Genomic DNA, 16,857 nt, shown 5'->3' on the forward strand with positions numbered 1-16,857 from the left:
CTTTTGAAAGCGAATAATTCTTTTTGGATTTTTCCATTTTCACGAAATATATCCAACAAATGGAAATAAAAGTTCGGGAATTCATCAAAAACGTAGTGAATAGTTGTTTTCTGGCCTTTTTTATAATAGACTGAAAGTACTATACTAAGGACGGAAAAACATGATGACTATTGATCGTTTACTCGAAAAGCTAGACCCTGCCAGCCCGATCTTACAGGCGACTTTTGGACTGGAAAGAGAATCCCTACGCGTGACAGAGGCAGGGACACTGGCATCAACTCCCCATCCCAGCTCTTTGGGCTCTCGGAGTTTTCATCCCTATATCCAGACGGATTTTAGCGAGCAACAGCTCGAATTGATTACGCCCATTTCCTCTTCAACTCAGGAGGCTCGTCGCCTGCTGGGTGCCATCACCGATGTAGCTGGACGCTCCATTCCCCAAGATGAACTCATGTGGCCCTTGTCAATGCCTCCCCAACTCCGAGAAGACGAGATTGAGATTGCCCACCTCGAAAATGCCTACGAACTCCATTATCGTCAAGGTTTAGCAGAAAAATACGGCAAACGGCTCCAGACCATTTCCGGCATTCATTACAATATCGAGTTAGGAAAAGATTTGATGACGGCTCTCTTTGAGGCTAGCGACTTTTCTTCCTTCAAGGATTTCAAAAATGCCCTCTATCTCAAATTAGCTCGCAATTTCCTCCGTTTCCGCTGGTTCTTGACCTATCTTTATGGTGCGGCTCCGCTGGCAGAAGCTGGCTTTTACGATGAGGCGGTTGAGGCTCCTGTCCGTTCACTCCGCAATAGCCATTATGGCTATGTCAATGAGGAGCATGTTCATGTGTCATTTCGCTCGCTGGAAAGCTATGTCTCAGATATCGAGGCTTATGTCAAGTCTGGCGACTTAAGTGCAGAAAAGGAATTTTACTCACCTGTGCGCTTTCGCGGTCAAAAACGAAATCGAAATTACCTAGAACAAGGCATTACTTACTTGGAACTGCGCTGTTTCGACCTCAATCCATTTGATGTCTTGGGCATCAGTCAGGAAACCTTGGACACAGTCCATCTCTTTCTCTTGGGCCTGTTGTGGCTGGATGACCTGACAGATAGCGATGCACAGCTACAAGCCACCTATGCTCTCAACGATGCTGTTGCGCTGGCTCACCCCTTGACTCCTCTACCCGCAGAGGCCGACAGCTCTGCTATTCTCCAAGCTATGGAACATGTTATTCAACATTTCAATCTCCCTGACGCCTACCGTCAATTGCTAGCACAAGTCAGAGCTACGCTGGCCGAGCCCAAGCTGACTCTGGCAGGCCAATTATTGCCTCATATTGAGAAGAATTCCCTATCAACATTTGGACTTGCAAAAGCACGGGAATATCGAGCTTACGCCTGGACTGCACCCTACGCCCTCAAGGGGTATGAAAGTATGGAACTTTCCACTCAAATGCTGATATTTGACGCTCTCCAGAAAGGCCTCCATCTCGAGATCTTAGATGAAAATGACCAATTTCTCAAGCTCTGGCATGGTCAGCATGTGGAGTATGTCAAGAATGGCAATATGACCTCTAAGGATAACTATGTCATCCCGCTGGCCATGGCCAATAAAACGGTCACCAAAAAGATTTTGGCAGCAGCTGATTTTCCCGTTCCGACTGGGGCAGAGTTTTCTTCTCTCGAAGAGGGACTGGCCTACTATCCTTTGATTAAAGACCGACAAATTGTTGTCAAACCTAAGTCAACCAACTTCGGACTGGGCATCTCTATCTTCCAAGAACCGGCTAGTCTGGAATCTTATCGCAAGGCTCTGGAGATTGCTTTTTCAGAAGACGCCGCCGTCTTGGTGGAGGAATTTATCGCTGGAACGGAATACCGCTTCTTTGTCTTAGACGGTCAATGTGAGGCAGTCCTCTTGCGCGTGGCAGCTAATGTCGTCGGAGACGGTCAACATACCGTGAGAGAATTAGTTGCCATCAAAAATGACAATCCCCTGCGCGGGCGCGACCATCGTTCACCGCTCGAAATCATTGAACTGGGAGACATTGAGTTGCTCATGCTGGACCAGCAAGGCTATAGACCAGATGACATCTTGCCTGCTGGTGTCAAGGTCGACTTGCGGCGCAATTCCAATATTTCTACTGGCGGAGACTCGATTGACGTCACAGACAGCATGCACCCATCTTATAAAAAACTCGCTGCAGACATGGCAAAGGCTATGGGAGCTTGGGCTTGTGGCGTTGACCTAATCATCCCTGACAGCTCTGCTATTTCCACCAAGGAAAATCCCACCTGCACCTGCATCGAGCTTAATTTCAATCCCTCTATGTATATGCACACCTATTGCGCTGAGGGGCCGGGGCAAAGTATCACTCCTAAAATACTGGCCAAACTTTTCCCAGAAATGGACTAAGCAATAAGAATCGCAAGGAATACCCTGCGATTTTTGCTTGCAGGTCGGGATTCACAATCTTTAACGGGCTTGCTTTCAGAAAAGAAAGCAAAGCTCTTTCTTGATGAGGCAAGCATTCTCAGCAAATCTAAAAACACGTCTAAATATATAAAATCATTGCACTCTTTATCCTTCAAAATTCAGCTTTTATGTTAAAATAGAAATATCACATTGAGAAGAAAGAGAAAGGTTCATGTCGAGAAGAAAGAATTATTCTAACCAGCAGCCGGAATGGTTTAGCTGGATTTGGATACTTGCAATTATTTTTGGTTCTGGAGTGATAGCCAGCTATCTGATCCCCATTGCTATTTTAGGAGGTGTTGGCTACGGAATCTATCGCTACCAAAGACAGAAAAGAGTTCGTATTGAAGCTAAACAAGCCAGCATTGGCCGTATTGAAGATTTAAAGGCAGAGATTGGGCAGGCTGACCGCCGTATTAAAGAATTAGAAAGCTACCAAGAATACGGCAAGAAGGAAGATTACCATGATTTAGCTCTGCAAGTTCTTCCCCAACTCACCTATATCAAAAACGTTGCTAAGGAATTGCGAGATGAAATTCCTGCCTCTGTCTACCAGCGCATTCAGACTAAAATTACTACTGTAACCGAGGAAATTGATAAACAACTGCAAAAGATTGAACGAGAGAAAATGCAAAAGGAAGCGCAGCCAAAGAAAACGAGTCTAGAAGAGCTAGCCCCAGAATTGGTCGCTACGGTTCGCAATATTCAGATTGACCACGAGGCCATTCTTCAAAAAATCTCTCAATCCGAAAGCAACAACAAGGAAGAACTGACTGCCATTCATCAGTCCCAGATGGAGCACTACGAAGATATTTTAGAAGGCTACCTCAAAATCAAAGCGTCTCCCAAAGATTTTTACAATGCAGAGGAGCGGCTAGCCAAAGCCAAAGCAGCTATCGAGCAGTTTGACTTAGACCTAGACGAGGCGCTGCGCCAATTAAATGAAGCTGATTTGAGGGATTTTGACATCAGCCTGCGTATCCTAGACAAAGAAAAGCAAACAGACACCGGCTTTTAAGCTAGATAAACCAAAGGAGAAACTATGAGCCAAGAATTTAATTTTGACATTGATAAAATTGCCAACAATGCCATCAGCAAAAGCGATAAAACAACGGAAATCATCGAGGCCAACACGACTCAAGGAAATGGCCAGCTAACTTTTCTGGAAAAGCTGACTCCTGAACAACAGAGTGCGATTACGGCTAAAGCCCCTCAGCTAGTGGATAATTTCGTATCAGACCAGAATGCCTTGCTGGACTTTGGTCAATCTGCTGTCGAAGAAGTCAATAGCACTGTCAATCGTATCTTAGCCGAGCAGAAAAAATTGCAGATTCCTCAGGTAGATGAGCTCTTAAAAAACACCAACAAAGAACTCAATGGCTTTGTCGCAAAATACAAGGATGCTCAAGTAGCGGAACTAGACAAGAAGCCTAATTTCCTGGAAAAACTCTTCAAACAGAGCAAAAACACTCTTCAAGAATTCTATTTCGACTCACAAAATATTGAGCAGAAAATGGACGGTATGGCTGCAACGGTCGTCAAACAAGAAGATGTTCTGGCTCGCAACATCGTTTCTGCTGAAATGCTGATTGAGGACAATACCAAATCGATTGAAAACCTAGTCGGAGTTATTTCCTTTATCGAAGCTGCTCAGCAAGAAGCTGGTAATCGGGCGCTCAAGCTGCAGGCTGAAGTTGCTCAGCTAGATATGACAACCGTTGACTATCAAGTCAAATCGCAGGAATTAGCCCGAATGACAGAGGTGGTCAATACCTTAGAGCAGCAACACACTGAATATGTCAGCCGTCTTTATGTGGCTTGGGCGACAACGCCTCAAATGCGTAATCTGGTCAAGGTTTCCTCTGATATGCGCCAAAAACTTGGAATGCTCCGTCGCAATACCATTCCAACTATGAAACTATCTATTGCCCAGTTAGGTATTCTCCAGCAATCGATGAAGTCCGGTCAGGTAGCTGACGCTATCTCTAATGCGAATAACGCTGCCCTGCAAATGCTCGCTGAAACCAGCAAGGAAGTCATTCCTCAGCTGGAACGGATTTCCCAAAGCCCTACTATCGCTGTTGAGTCTGTAACTAAGCTAGCAGAAAGCCTCGTTGCTCAAAACCAAGGCATTATCGAAGCCATTGATAAAGGACGGGAAAAACGCGCTCTGCTAGAAGCGGCGGTCATCCAATCCGCAGAAACTATCAACAACTCTGTCAAACTGCGTGATCAAAAGATTATCCAAGCCCTGCTGGATCAAGGCAAGGAAGCCCAGAAAGAATTAACTTCAGAATAAGCAAAAGAGCCATCCAGACTCTTTCAACTCGTAGACAAACGTCAAAACTGATGTTTGTCTTTTTGTATTTTCCAAAATTTTTAGTCAAGACGACAAAAATACACTCAACTCTTATGAAGAATTGAGTGTATTTTTTGAAAAGTATCGTTCTTTACAGACTTTTGACTGCCGCAATGGCTGCATCATAATCTGGCTCGGTGTTGATGTTATCTACATATTCAGCATAGGTCACAGTGTTGTTTTCGTCCAAGACAAGGACTGCACGGGCTAACAGGTGCCATTCATTGATGAGGACAGCATAGTCGCGACCGAAAGAATGGTCGAAGTAGTCAGATAGCATGACGGCATTTTCGATGCCTTCAGCAGCACACCATTTGCCTTGAGCAAAAGGTAAGTCAACTGAAACCGTGATAACAACGGTATTGTCCAAGTCAGAGAGTTCTTGATTGAAACGACGGGTCTGAGTTGAACAAACGCCAGTATCGATAGACGGCACGATGCTGAGAACTTTCTTTTTGCCAGCAAAATCAGCCAAGGTTTTCTTTGAAAGGTCAGTAGCTGTCAGGCTAAAATCGTGGGCTGTGTCGCCGACTTGCAGTTGTTGGCCCGTAAAGGTTACGGGATTTCCGAGAAAAGTTGTCATAGGAAGTCTCCATTCATGTTTGATAGCTCCATTGTACTGCGAATAGTGATTTTTTTCGAATAATTTGACCGAAAATTTGAGAGCTACTCCATGTGAAGCTTGTCCTTCAGAAATAAAGAGGTCAGGATTTTGTCTTCCCAACCTCTTATTATTATTTAGACAGACCTTCTGCGATCTTTTCTAAGTTGTATTTCATCATGCTGTAGTAGCTATCACCCTCTTCGCCTTTATCAGCGATTGAGTCAGTGAAGATTTTAGCGTAGATCGGAATGTTGGTGTCTTTAGAAACGGTCTTCATCGGACGGTCGTCTACACTTGATTCCACAAAGAGTGATGGCACTTTGGTCTTACGAAGTTTTTCAACCAAGCTTTTAATTTGGTCTGGAGTCCCTTCTTCTTCAGTGTTGATTTCCCAAATATAGGCTGATGGCACATTGTAGGCCTTAGAGAAGTACTTGAAGCAACCTTCGCTGGTTACAATCATTTTCTTTTCTTCAGGAATGTTGTTGAATTTCTCTTTGGCTTCCTTGTCCAAAGCGCTCAATTTTTCCACATAAGCCTTAAGATTTTTCTCGTAAGTTTCTTTGTTAGCTGGATCCTTTTCGCTCAAACGCTTGGCAATGTTTTTCGCATAGATAATCCCATTTTCCAAGTTGAGCCAAGCATGAGGGTCTTCTTTCCCTTTTTCACTTTGGCCTTCCAAGTAAATCACGTCCACACCTTCGCTGACAGCATAATAGTCCTTGTTTTCTTTCTTCTTAGCATTTTCTACTAATTTTGTGAACCAAGCATTACCACCTGTTTCAAGGTTGATCCCATTGTAGAAGATCAGATCCGCTTGGGAAGTCTTTTTGACATCTTCAGGTAGGGGCTCGTATTCGTGCGGGTCTTGCCCAACAGGTACGATACTGTGCAAATTGATCTTATCGCCAGCGATATTCTTTGTAATATCCGCAATAATCGAGTTGGTCGCAACAACATTCAATTTTGAAGAACCAGTATCGGTACTGCTTTTTTGACTAGAGCAGGCTGCTAGGCCGACAAAAGCCAGCAAAAGCAGAACTAAGAAACGACATTTTTTCATTGGAAATCCTCCATAAATATATTATTTTACTTTTCTTTTTAAATACCGCTGTTTTGGTGCGATAAAAAATGAAACCAAAAAGATCAGGGCAGAGGTTAGAACGATACTAGAACCTGCTGCAACATTAAAACTATAACCGATGAAGAGACCTAAAACAGATGCACCAGCCCCCAAGGCAGATGACAATAAAATCATGGTCTTGAGACTCTTGGCATAGAGATAGGCTGTCGCAGCTGGTGTAATCAGCATGGCCACGATCAGAATCGTTCCGACACTTTGCATGGCTGTGACAGATACCAGAGTCAATAGAATCATCAGTAAATAGTGGTAAAAATTCACCTTCATTCCCATAGCTTGGGCTAAGAGCGGGTCAAAGGACGTCAGCAAAAGCTGCTTGAAGAACATAGTAATAACCAGCAGCACCAAGATACCCACACCGATACTAATCCACATATCAAGGTCTTGCACCGCCAAGATATTCCCAAAGAGAATATGGAAAAGATCGGTCGAACTCTTGGCAACGCTAATCAAAATGATCCCCAGAGCCAGGAAGGAAGAAAAAGTAATTCCGATAGCCGTGTCACTTTTGATAATAGAATTGCCCTTGATGTAAGTGATAATAATGGAAGCTAGTAAGCCAAAGGTAATGGCACCGATGAAGAAATTAATCCCCAAAATATAAGACAGGGCCACACCGGGCAGCACCGCGTGAGAGATGGCATCCCCCATGAGTGACATGCCCCGCAGAATGATAAAGCATCCAACGGCACCGGCCACCACTCCAATCACAATGGCTGTAATCAAAGCATTTTGCAGGAAATGAAAGTCATGTAAGCCTTGAATAAATTCCTGAATCATCCTAGGCACCTCCATTCATAAAGAGCTGAGAGCCGTAGGTCTTCTGCATATTTTCTTTGGTGAAGGTGCTCTCAGTTGATCCGAAAGCGACGACTTTTTTGTTAAGTAGCAAGACCTGATCAAAATAAGCGACCACCTTGCTCAAGTCATGGTGGACAATCAAAATCGTCTTCCCGTCTTTTCTTAGCTGACGGAGTGTTTTCATAATAATCTCTTCGCTGACCGAGTCAATCCCAACAAAAGGCTCATCTAGGAAAATATAGTCCGCCTCCTGAACCAAGCAACGGGCAATCAAGACCCGTTGAAATTGCCCACCAGACAACTGGCTAATCTGCCGCTCAGCAAAATCTTCTAAACCAACGATTTTCAAAGCCCGAGCAACCTTTTCCCAGTCAGAGGCTTTGAGGCGTTGAAAAAGCTTGATCTTAGGATATAAACCCAGAGACACACACTCCTTGACCTTGATAGGAAAATTATAATCAATGTGAATTTTCTGCTCCACATAAGCAATCTTGCTTAATTCTAGCTTCATGGGTTTTGTATCCAGAAAGGTCTGCCCCTCACTCTCAACAATTCCTAACATACCCTTTATGAGAGTTGACTTTCCAGCCCCGTTTGGTCCGATAATTCCTGTGATAGTTGGTCCTTTTATTGTTAAAGAAGTTGGTTCTAAGGCCAGCTGTCCTTGATAACTGACACTTAAATTTTTCATTTCAATCATTGTTATACCTCTTTTGTTTTAATATACATTAAAATGAAAATTAAGTCAAGTTAATTTTCGAAAAATCCTTAAAATCAATATAAGAAATATTTGAAAAAAGGAGCTAATTTTGATAAGGTTATATCAAAAGCAGGAAAGTGAGAAAAACATGACACGTTTACAAGATGATTTTTATGACGCCATTAATGGCGAATGGGCCAAAACGGCCGTTATCCCAGATGACAAGCCTGTCACCGGTGGCTTCACAGATCTGTCAGATGAGATTGAAAAGCTGATGCTCTCCACTACTGATCAATGGTTGCGGGGTGAGGAAGTCCCTGACGATGCTATTTTGCAAAACTTTATCAAGTACCATCGTTTAGCAGCTGACTATGACAAGCGGGAAGCACTCGGTATCAAGCCTGTTTTGCCTTTGATTGCGGAATACCAAGCACTCAACTCCTTTGCAGAATTTACCACAAAGATTGCCGAGTTTGAGCTGGCTGGCAAGCCCAATTTCTTTCCCTTTGGCGTGGCGCCTGACTTTATGGACGCCCGTATCAATGTCCTTTGGGCAGAGGCACCAGGTACTATTCTCCCAGACACAACCTACTATGCCGATGAGCATCCTCAAAAGGATAAGCTCTTAAAAAAATGGCGCGAATCTTCCGAAGCTTTGCTGCAAAAATTCGAATTTTCAGCAGAAGAAATTCAAGATTTGCTGGATAAGGTTTTAGAACTGGATGCTCGAATTGCCAAAGTCGTTCTGTCACGGGAGGAAAGTTCAGAATATGCCAAGCTTTACCACCCTTACAAGTGGGAAAATTTCAAAGCCTTAGCACCGAATCTACCTTTAGATGCGATCTTCACCCAACTCATCGGGCAAATTCCTGACCAGATTATCGTACCTGAGGAGCGTTTCTGGCAAGCTGCCAACCAATTCTACTGCGAAGAGACTTGGCCCCTGCTCAAGGCCGTGCTTATCTTTAATGCTATCGCGTCAGCTGAAGCCTACTTGACTGACGAAATCCGTGTCCTAGCAGGCGCTTACCGTCGCGCCCTATCTGGAACACCTCAGGCGCAAGACAAGAAAAAAGCTGCCTTTTACCTAGCTCAAGCGCCTTTCAATCAAGCCATCGGACTCTGGTATGCTGGACAAAAATTCTCCCCTGAAGCCAAGGCCGATGTGGAGCAAAAAGTAGCCAACATGATCCAAGTCTACAAGGAACGCCTCGCAGGCAATGACTGGCTGACACCAGAAACTCGGGACAAGGCCATTGTCAAACTCAATGTCATCAAGCCTTATATCGGCTACCCAGAGGAGTTGCCTGAGCGCTACGCAGACAAGATTGTGGATGAAAATCTCAGCCTCTTCGAAAATGCTCAAAAGCTGCGACAAGTGGAAATCAAGCATGGTTGGAGCAAGTGGAACCAGCCAGTGGATTACAAAGAATGGGGAATGCCAGCCCACATGGTCAATGCCTACTATAATCCTCAGAAAAACCTGATTGTCTTTCCAGCGGCTATCCTGCAGGCACCATTCTATGACCTGCACCAGTCCTCTTCAGCCAATTATGGTGGTATCGGTGCGGTTATTGCCCATGAGATTTCCCATGCCTTTGATACCAACGGCGCTTCCTTTGATGAAAACGGCAGCCTCAACAACTGGTGGACGGAGCATGACTACCAAGCCTTTACTGAGCGGACTCAGAAAGTCATTGACCAGTTCGAAGGTCTAGATTCTTACGGTGCCAAGGTCAATGGCAAGCTGACTGTTTCAGAAAATGTGGCGGACTTAGGTGGTATTGCAGCGGCTCTCGAAGCAGCCAAGAAAGAAGACGATTTCTCTGCGGAGGAATTCTTCACCAACTTTGCCCGCATCTGGCGGATGAAGGGACGCGAAGAGTACATGAAGCTTCTAGCCAGCGTCGATGTCCATGCGCCCGCTAAACTTCGGACCAATGTCCAGCTACCTAACTTTGACGACTTCTTTACGACCTTTGATGTCCAAGAAGGAGACGGTATGTGGCGCAGTCCAGAAGAACGGGTAGTGATTTGGTAAGCGACTTTAATAATATTTAATCAATCAAAAAACCTGTTTGGGAAGGCATTAGAGCCTTCCCAAACAGGTTTTTATAGTTCTTTGATTTCTTTCATATAACCGGCTGTGATGATACCAGCGGGCAGAGCCACAATGGCGATTCATAAAAAGGAAGAAATCATGGTAATAATTTTTCCAGTCGTTGAAACTGCGTAAATATCACCATAGCCAACCGTCGTCAAGGAGATGGTCGCCCAGTAGAGGGCGTCAAAAAAATTAGGAAATGTGCTAGCTTCGACATTAAAAATGATAAGGGCAGAGATAAAGATATAGCCGAGAGCCAAAAGACCCACGATCATCAAACTGTCCTTCTGCTTTTTTAAGACATTGGTCAATATTTGGATATTTTTAGAATAGCGAATAAACTTAAAGAGCCGCAAACTATTATTCAACAAAAAAAGGAAGGTAAAATGCAGAGCAAATCAGCCAGCGCCAGAAAGATAAAAGGATAGAGGAAAAAAGAAAGCTTCCCCTTTCCCAATTTATAATCAGCCGTTAGAAGCCGAAGGATATAGTCAATAATAAAAATAATCGTTGACACAAAATCCAACCACATGAAGATTCCGGTGTGACTCTTGGTGGTCAGGGGGATCAGGCTGACAATAATAGTCAGGAACATAAGCACATCATAGGCTTTTTCAATCGCATTTTCCTTTTTGATGGGGCTCAATAATCTGAAATAAAATCTTTCTTGTCATCCTCAACATCACTTTTTTAAACTTGCTTTCATTCTATCTGTTTTTAAAAATAAGTCAAGGTCAATCCGCAAAGATTTTCTTCATTCTCCTTCGTCGGTTACTTTCAAAATCCCTTGAAAATGGTATAATAGATAGAAACGTGTTTAGAACACAGAAAAGATCGTTGGAGAGTAAATGATTATGGCAACTTACAATCACAAAGAAATCGAGCCCAAGTGGCAGAAATACTGGGCTGAGCACCATACATTTAAGACAGGTACGGACAAGGACAAACCTAACTTTTATGCGCTGGATATGTTCCCTTATCCATCAGGAGCTGGTCTGCACGTAGGACACCCAGAAGGCTATACAGCGACGGATATCCTCAGTCGTTACAAGCGCGCCCAAGGCTACAATGTCCTTCACCCAATGGGTTGGGATGCCTTTGGACTGCCAGCCGAGCAGTACGCTATGGATACAGGCAATGACCCGGCTGACTTTACAGCAGAAAACATTGCCAACTTCAAACGCCAAATCAATGCGCTTGGTTTTTCTTACGACTGGGATCGGGAAGTCAATACAACTGACCCCAACTACTACAAGTGGACCCAGTGGATTTTCACCAAGCTTTATGAAAAAGGCCTGGCTTATGAAGCTGAAGTCCCAGTAAACTGGGTGGAAGAGCTGGGAACTGCTATCGCTAACGAAGAAGTTCTGCCAGATGGCACATCTGAGCGTGGTGGCTATCCAGTCGTCCGCAAGCCTATGCGCCAGTGGATGCTGAAAATCACAGCCTATGCAGAACGTTTGCTCAATGACTTGGAGGAGCTGGACTGGCCAGAGTCTATCAAGGATATGCAGCGCAACTGGATCGGGAAGTCAATCGGTGCCAATGTAACCTTCAAGATTAAGGACACTGACAAGGACTTTACCGTCTTTACGACTCGTCCGGACACCCTTTTTGGTGCGACCTATGCTGTTTTGGCTCCAGAGCATGCACTGGTAGACGCTATTACAAGTGCAGAACAAGCCCAAGCAGTTGCAGACTACAAACATGCAGCCAGCCTCAAATCTGACCTGGCTCGGACTGATTTGGCTAAGGAGAAGACCGGGGTATGGACAGGAGCTTATGCCATCAATCCTGTCAATGGCAAGGAAATCCCAATCTGGATTGCCGACTATGTGCTTGCAAGCTACGGAACAGGGGCTATCATGGCCGTTCCTGCGCACGATGAGCGCGACTGGGAGTTTGCTAAGCAGTTTGATTTAGAGATTATTCCGGTTCTAGAGGGTGGCAATGTTGCTGAAGCTGCTTACACAGAAGACGGTCCGCATATTAACTCTGGCTTCCTAGATGGCTTGGACAAGGCTGCCGCGATTGATAAGATGGTTTCTTGGCTAGAAGCGGAAGGTGTCGGAAATGAAAAAGTCACCTATCGCCTGCGTGACTGGCTCTTTAGCCGTCAACGCTACTGGGGTGAGCCAATTCCAATCATTCATTGGGAAGATGGCACTTCAACAGCTGTCCCTGAAAATGAACTGCCACTTGTCTTGCCTGTAACCAAGGATATCCGTCCTTCTGGTACCGGTGAAAGCCCTCTGGCCAATCTGACTGACTGGCTGGAAGTGACTCGCGAAGACGGTGTCAAAGGACGCCGCGAAACCAACACCATGCCGCAATGGGCAGGTTCTAGCTGGTATTACCTGCGTTACATTGACCCGCACAATAATGAGAAGTTAGCAGACGAAGACCTGCTCAAGGCTTGGCTTCCTGTTGATATTTACATCGGCGGCGCAGAGCACGCTGTGCTCCATCTCCTCTATGCTCGCTTCTGGCATAAATTCCTTTATGACCTCGGTGTCGTTCCAACAAAAGAGCCTTTCCAAAAACTCTTTAACCAAGGAATGATCTTGGGGACTAGCTACCGTGACCACCGCGGTGCTCTTGTAGCGACAGATAAGGTGGAAAAACGCGATGGTTCCTTCTTCAACATCGAAACGGGAGAAGAACTAGAGCAAGCGCCTGCTAAGATGTCTAAGTCCCTCAAGAATGTGGTCAACCCAGACGATGTGGTGGAACAATACGGCGCCGATACCCTTCGTGTTTATGAAATGTTCATGGGACCATTAGATGCATCCATCGCTTGGAGCGAGGAAGGTCTGGAAGGCAGCCGCAAGTTCCTAGATCGTGTCTATCGTTTGATCACAAGTAAAGAAATCGTTGCGGAAAATAGCGGAGCACTCGACAAGGTCTACCACGAAACAGTCAAGTCTGTCACAGACCAGATTGAGGAGCTCAAGTTTAACACAGCCATTGCCCAGCTCATGATCTTTGTCAATGCAGCCAACAAGGAAGAGAAGCTCTATGTCGAATATGCCAAAGGCTTTATCCAATTGCTGGCGCCTTTTGCACCGCACTTGGCTGAAGAACTCTGGCAGGCAGTAGCTCAAACTGGCGAGAGCATTTCCTATGTAGCTTGGCCAACTTATGACGAAAGCAAACTGGTCGAGGCAGAGGTCGAAATCGTAGTTCAAATCAAGGGCAAAGTTCGTGCTAAGCTAGTCGTAGCCAAGGACCTGAGCCGCGAGGAACTGCAGGAAATCGCTCTGGCAGATGAGAAAATTAAGTCTGAAATCGCTGGTAAAGAAGTCGTGAAAGTCATTAGTGTGCCGAATAAACTGGTTAATATCGTGGTGAAATAATCAGTTGGCTACAACATTATCGTGATTACAAAGAAAGGAGTCGTTTAAAACGGCCCTTTTTTGATAAGAATTTTCCCTTAAATCGTCGGACTTTTCTCATTTTCCTACTTTCACTCGCTATCCTTATTCTTTTTATTTATAATCATTACAAATAAAAAGAAAAGAGAAAAGTTTTAGAATGGAAGAACATAAGATTGACAAAAATTTTAGCGGACGCCTGAATATTTTGCGGGCTGGGGTTTTGGGGGCCAACGACGGTATTATTTCTATCGCAGGGGTGGTCATCGGAGTGGCCAGTGCGACGGAAGATGTTTGGATTATCTTTCTATCTGGTCTGGCTGCTGTCTTTGCTGGCGCCTTTTCTATGGCAGGCGGGGAGTACGTATCCGTCTCCACTCAGAAGGACACTGAGGAGGCTGCAGTGGCTAGAGAGCGAGAACTCTTAGAAAAGAATCCAGATATTGCTAGACAGTCGCTCTACGCCTCCTACGTCCAAAACGGTGAGTGCGAGACTTCTGCCCAACTCTTGACCAATCGCGCCTTCTTGCAGGATCCGCTCAAGGCCTTGGTCGAGGAAAAGTACGGCATTGAGGTCGAAGAGTTCACTAATCCTTGGCATGCAGCTATATCCAGCTTTCTAGCCTTTGCCATAGGTGCAATCTTTCCTATGCTGACCATCGTTCTGCTTCCGGCTGCCTATAGGATTCCAGCGACCGTCCTTGTTGTAGCTCTTTCTCTCTTGGGAACCGGCTATACCAGTGCAAAATTGGGACAGGCACCCATTAAAAATGCCATGATCCGTAACCTCACTATCGGACTTTTGACCATGGCTGTCACCTATCTCCTAGGCCAGTTCTTCTCAATTTAAAAGAAGAGCTATTCAGACCAGCATAATAAAAAAGATTGAAAAGAAATGATTTCTCTTCAATCTTTTTTTGTTATAAACTTAGATTAGTTTTGGCCAAGAGCAGCTGCCATTGTTGCTGCAACTTCTGATTCGAAGTCGTTAGCTGCTTTTTCAATACCTTCACCAACTTCAAAGCGAACAAACTCAACTACTGAAGCATTCACTGATTCAAGGTAAGCTTCAACTGTCTTGCTGTCATCCATGATGTACACTTGTGCAAGAAGTGTGTAAGCTTGGTCAACTTTAGTGTTGTCAAGTAAGAAGCGATCCATTTTACCTGGGATGATTTTATCCCAGATTTTTTCTGGTTTGCCTTCAGCAGCCAATTCAGCTTTGATGTCAGCTTCAGCTTGTGCAATCACTTCGTCAGTCAACTGAGCTTTTGAACCATATTTCAAGTGTGGAAGTGCTGGCTTGTCAACCATAGCGCGGCTTTCATTGTCTTGATCGATCGCGTGGTTCAATTGTGCCAATTCATCTTTAACAAATTGCTCATCCAATTCTTTGTATGAAAGAACAGTTGGTTTCATCGCAGCGATATGCATAGAAATTTGTTTCGCAAGAGCGTCATCGCCACCATCAATCACTGAGACAACACCGATACGACCACCGTTGTGTTGGTAAGCACCAAAGTGTTGAGCATCAGTCTTTTCAACCAAAGCAAAACGACGGAATGAGATTTTTTCTCCGATAGTTGCAGTTGCAGATACATATGCAGCTTCAAGAGTTTCACCTGAAGGCATTGTCAATGCAAATGCTTCTTCGTTGTTAGCTGGCTTGCCTTCTGCGATTACTTTTGCAGTAGCATTTACCAATTCAACAAATTGAGCGTTTTTCGCAACAAAGTCAGTTTCAGCATTGACTTCAACGATAGCTGCAACGTTACCATCCACATAAACGCCTGTCAAACCTTCAGCGGCAACACGGTCAGCCTTCTTAGCTGCTTTTGCCATACCTTTTTCGCGAAGCAATTCAATCGCTTTTTCGATGTCACCATCAGTTTCAACCAATGCTTTCTTAGCGTCCATGACACCAGCACCAGATTTTTCGCGCAATTCTTTTACAAGCTTAGCTGTAATTTCTGCCATTTTTCTTCTCCTATGTTTACTATTTTTAAATAAAGGGGCTGGGCTGAGCCCCGCCCCTTTAGGTTAATTGACTTATGAAAATTATGCGTTGTCGCCTTCTACAACTTCAACGATTTCTTCGATTGAGTCTGCTTGAGTTTCAGTTGCAGCAAATTCTGCTTCAACAGTCGCTACAGCGTCCTCACCTTGACGGCCTTCGATAACAGCATCAGCCATTTTCGCAGTGATCAATTTAACAGCACGGATAGCGTCGTCGTTAGCAGGGATAATCACATCGATATCGTCTGGATCAGTGTTTGTGTCAACCATCGCAACTACTGGAATACCAAGTTTCTTAGCTTCCTTAACAGCGATTTGCTCTTTATGAGGGTCAACGATGTACATTACATCTGGGATGCGAGGCATATCTTCGATACCACCCAAGAATTTTTCAAGACGAGCACGTTGTTTGTTCAAAAGTGCTACTTCCTTCTTAGGAAGAACTTCGAAGATTCCTTCTTCTTCCATACGTTTGATTTCTTTCAAACGAGCAACACGTTTTTGGATAGTTGTCCAGTTTGTAAGAGTTCCACCCAACCAACGGTGGTTGATGTAGTATTGACCAGCACGTTCTGCTTCTTCTTTTACAGCTTCAGCAGCTTGCTTTTTAGTACCAACAAACAAGATAACTGCATCGTTTGCAGCTGCATCACGCATGAAGTCGTAAGCTTGATCTGCGTATTTTACAGTTTGTTGAAGGTCGATAACGTGGATACCATTACGCTCAGTGAAGATGTACTTAGCCATCTTAGGGTTCCAGCGACGAGTTTGGTGACCAAAGTGAACACCAGCCTCAAGAAGTTGTTTCATTGAAATTACTGCCATGAGTAAATTCTCCTTTTTGTTTTTTTCCTCTCTTAGATTTCAGCTCGCAGAGCTACCGATCGGCAACGGCTCCACAATTCATCTAAAATGAGTATTTCTGCCGTTTAAACGGCATCTACTATCATATCAAATTTTCTAGCTTTTGACAAGTCTTTGGACACTATTTTCTCGCTTTGATTCGGCCCATCTGCTAGCCATCCTTCAAGAAATTCTCACTTAAGTCGGGTCAGGCTCTTGACGAACAGGCCATTTTAAGGTAGAATAGTAAGAGTTGTGGCGGTATAGCCAAGTGGTAAGGCACGGCTCTGCAAAAGCTTGATCGTCGGTTCAAATCCGTCTACCGCCTTTCAATACCTGACTTATCAGGAATCAACCTAATGAAAAGCCCGTGAAATCGGGCTTTTTTGATTTTCTGTTAGGTTAAACCAGACTAACTTTAAAAATATTTTGGGGCGGA

12 protein-coding genes, 1 tRNA gene and 1 pseudogene are annotated in these 16,857 nt (G+C 44.5%); 7 read left to right on the forward strand and 7 right to left on the reverse strand.

Going from position 1 to position 16,857, the window contains the following annotated elements; genetic code table 11:
• Positions 1 to 163 precede the first annotated feature (163 nt).
• From gshAB to FZ954_RS07230, 3 genes are all read left to right on the forward strand, one after another.
• Entirely contained in the window at positions 164 to 2,416 is a 2,253-nt protein-coding gene (gene gshAB, locus FZ954_RS07220; protein ID WP_187423343.1) for a bifunctional glutamate--cysteine ligase GshA/glutathione synthetase GshB, read from the forward strand.
• 232 nt (positions 2,417 to 2,648) lie between these two features.
• Positions 2,649 to 3,494 carry a hypothetical protein gene (locus FZ954_RS07225; protein ID WP_148877874.1) on the forward strand — a complete coding sequence of 282 codons (846 nt, stop codon included), beginning with the start codon at positions 2,649 to 2,651 and terminating at the stop codon, positions 3,492 to 3,494.
• A 24-nt stretch (positions 3,495 to 3,518) separates the two neighbouring features.
• Positions 3,519 to 4,775 carry a toxic anion resistance protein gene (locus FZ954_RS07230; RefSeq protein ID WP_148877875.1) on the forward strand — a complete coding sequence of 419 codons (1,257 nt, stop codon included), beginning with the start codon at positions 3,519 to 3,521 and terminating at the stop codon, positions 4,773 to 4,775.
• Between the two features lie 151 nt (positions 4,776 to 4,926).
• Here the strand turns inward: FZ954_RS07230 and tpx are convergent, their stop codons facing one another.
• The 4 genes from tpx to FZ954_RS07250 form a co-directional block, all read right to left on the reverse strand.
• On the reverse strand, positions 4,927 to 5,418 hold the full coding sequence (tpx, locus tag FZ954_RS07235) for a thiol peroxidase (protein WP_048766040.1): 492 nt from the start codon (positions 5,416 to 5,418) through the stop codon (positions 4,927 to 4,929).
• Positions 5,419 to 5,569: 151 nt separating this feature from the next.
• The gene (scbA, locus tag FZ954_RS07240; protein WP_148877876.1) at positions 5,570 to 6,502 is read right to left on the reverse strand and encodes a metal ABC transporter substrate-binding lipoprotein/adhesin ScbA; all 933 of its coding nucleotides are present in this window, start codon (positions 6,500 to 6,502) and stop codon (positions 5,570 to 5,572) included.
• 21 nt (positions 6,503 to 6,523) lie between these two features.
• Entirely contained in the window at positions 6,524 to 7,360 is an 837-nt protein-coding gene (locus tag FZ954_RS07245; RefSeq protein ID WP_048792133.1) for a metal ABC transporter permease subunit, read from the reverse strand.
• 1 nt (position 7,361) lies between these two features.
• Complete coding sequence (locus FZ954_RS07250; protein ID WP_148877878.1) at positions 7,362 to 8,081, reverse strand: metal ABC transporter ATP-binding protein; 720 nt, start codon at positions 8,079 to 8,081, stop codon at positions 7,362 to 7,364.
• Positions 8,082 to 8,229: 148 nt separating this feature from the next.
• On the opposite strand from FZ954_RS07250, the gene FZ954_RS07255 reads away from it, so the two are divergent.
• Positions 8,230 to 10,122: a M13 family metallopeptidase gene (locus FZ954_RS07255; RefSeq protein WP_148877879.1), complete on the forward strand. Its 1,893-nt coding sequence runs from the start codon at positions 8,230 to 8,232 to the stop codon at positions 10,120 to 10,122.
• A gap of 71 nt (positions 10,123 to 10,193) precedes the next feature.
• Here the strand turns inward: FZ954_RS07255 and FZ954_RS07260 are convergent.
• A pseudogene (locus FZ954_RS07260) lies at positions 10,194 to 10,831 on the reverse strand (potassium channel family protein).
• Positions 10,832 to 11,039: 208 nt separating this feature from the next.
• On the opposite strand from FZ954_RS07260, the gene leuS reads away from it, so the two are divergent.
• Together leuS and FZ954_RS07270 are read left to right on the forward strand one after the other, a co-directional pair.
• Entirely contained in the window at positions 11,040 to 13,541 is a 2,502-nt protein-coding gene (gene leuS / locus FZ954_RS07265; protein ID WP_148877886.1) for a leucine--tRNA ligase, read from the forward strand.
• A 178-nt stretch (positions 13,542 to 13,719) separates the two neighbouring features.
• On the forward strand, positions 13,720 to 14,409 hold the full coding sequence (locus tag FZ954_RS07270) for a VIT family protein (protein ID WP_148877880.1): 690 nt from the start codon (positions 13,720 to 13,722) through the stop codon (positions 14,407 to 14,409).
• An 83-nt stretch (positions 14,410 to 14,492) separates the two neighbouring features.
• On the opposite strand, the gene tsf is transcribed toward FZ954_RS07270, so the two are convergent.
• Entirely contained in the window at positions 14,493 to 15,536 is a 1,044-nt protein-coding gene (gene tsf / locus FZ954_RS07275; RefSeq protein WP_005591546.1) for a translation elongation factor Ts, read from the reverse strand.
• A gap of 81 nt (positions 15,537 to 15,617) precedes the next feature.
• Complete coding sequence (rpsB, locus tag FZ954_RS07280; RefSeq protein WP_015605907.1) at positions 15,618 to 16,400, reverse strand: 30S ribosomal protein S2; 783 nt, start codon at positions 16,398 to 16,400, stop codon at positions 15,618 to 15,620.
• A 275-nt stretch (positions 16,401 to 16,675) separates the two neighbouring features.
• Here rpsB and FZ954_RS07285 point away from each other — a divergent pair.
• Positions 16,676 to 16,746 (forward strand) — tRNA-Cys (locus FZ954_RS07285).
• The last annotated feature ends 111 nt before the right edge of the window (positions 16,747 to 16,857 follow it).

Source organism: Streptococcus sp. Marseille-P7375, assembly GCF_902460365.1.
Taxonomy (GTDB): domain Bacteria; phylum Bacillota; class Bacilli; order Lactobacillales; family Streptococcaceae; genus Streptococcus; species Streptococcus cristatus_I.

Excerpts from the sequence above, each read along its gene's own strand:
- FZ954_RS07270 (WP_148877880.1), top strand. The coding sequence starts at position 13,720 with ATGGAAGAACATAAGATTGACAAAAATTTTAGCGGACGCCTGAATATT.
- scbA (WP_148877876.1), bottom strand. The coding sequence starts at position 6,502 with ATGAAAAAATGTCGTTTCTTAGTTCTGCTTTTGCTGGCTTTTGTCGGC.
- rpsB (WP_015605907.1), bottom strand. The coding sequence starts at position 16,400 with ATGGCAGTAATTTCAATGAAACAACTTCTTGAGGCTGGTGTTCACTTT.
- gshAB (WP_187423343.1), top strand. The coding sequence starts at position 164 with ATGACTATTGATCGTTTACTCGAAAAGCTAGACCCTGCCAGCCCGATC.
- FZ954_RS07255 (WP_148877879.1), top strand. The coding sequence starts at position 8,230 with ATGACACGTTTACAAGATGATTTTTATGACGCCATTAATGGCGAATGG.
- FZ954_RS07225 (WP_148877874.1), top strand. The coding sequence starts at position 2,649 with ATGTCGAGAAGAAAGAATTATTCTAACCAGCAGCCGGAATGGTTTAGC.
- tpx (WP_048766040.1), bottom strand. The coding sequence starts at position 5,418 with ATGACAACTTTTCTCGGAAATCCCGTAACCTTTACGGGCCAACAACTG.
- FZ954_RS07250 (WP_148877878.1), bottom strand. The coding sequence starts at position 8,081 with ATGATTGAAATGAAAAATTTAAGTGTCAGTTATCAAGGACAGCTGGCC.
- FZ954_RS07230 (WP_148877875.1), top strand. The coding sequence starts at position 3,519 with ATGAGCCAAGAATTTAATTTTGACATTGATAAAATTGCCAACAATGCC.
- tsf (WP_005591546.1), bottom strand. The coding sequence starts at position 15,536 with ATGGCAGAAATTACAGCTAAGCTTGTAAAAGAATTGCGCGAAAAATCT.
- leuS (WP_148877886.1), top strand. The coding sequence starts at position 11,040 with ATGGCAACTTACAATCACAAAGAAATCGAGCCCAAGTGGCAGAAATAC.
- FZ954_RS07245 (WP_048792133.1), bottom strand. The coding sequence starts at position 7,360 with ATGATTCAGGAATTTATTCAAGGCTTACATGACTTTCATTTCCTGCAA.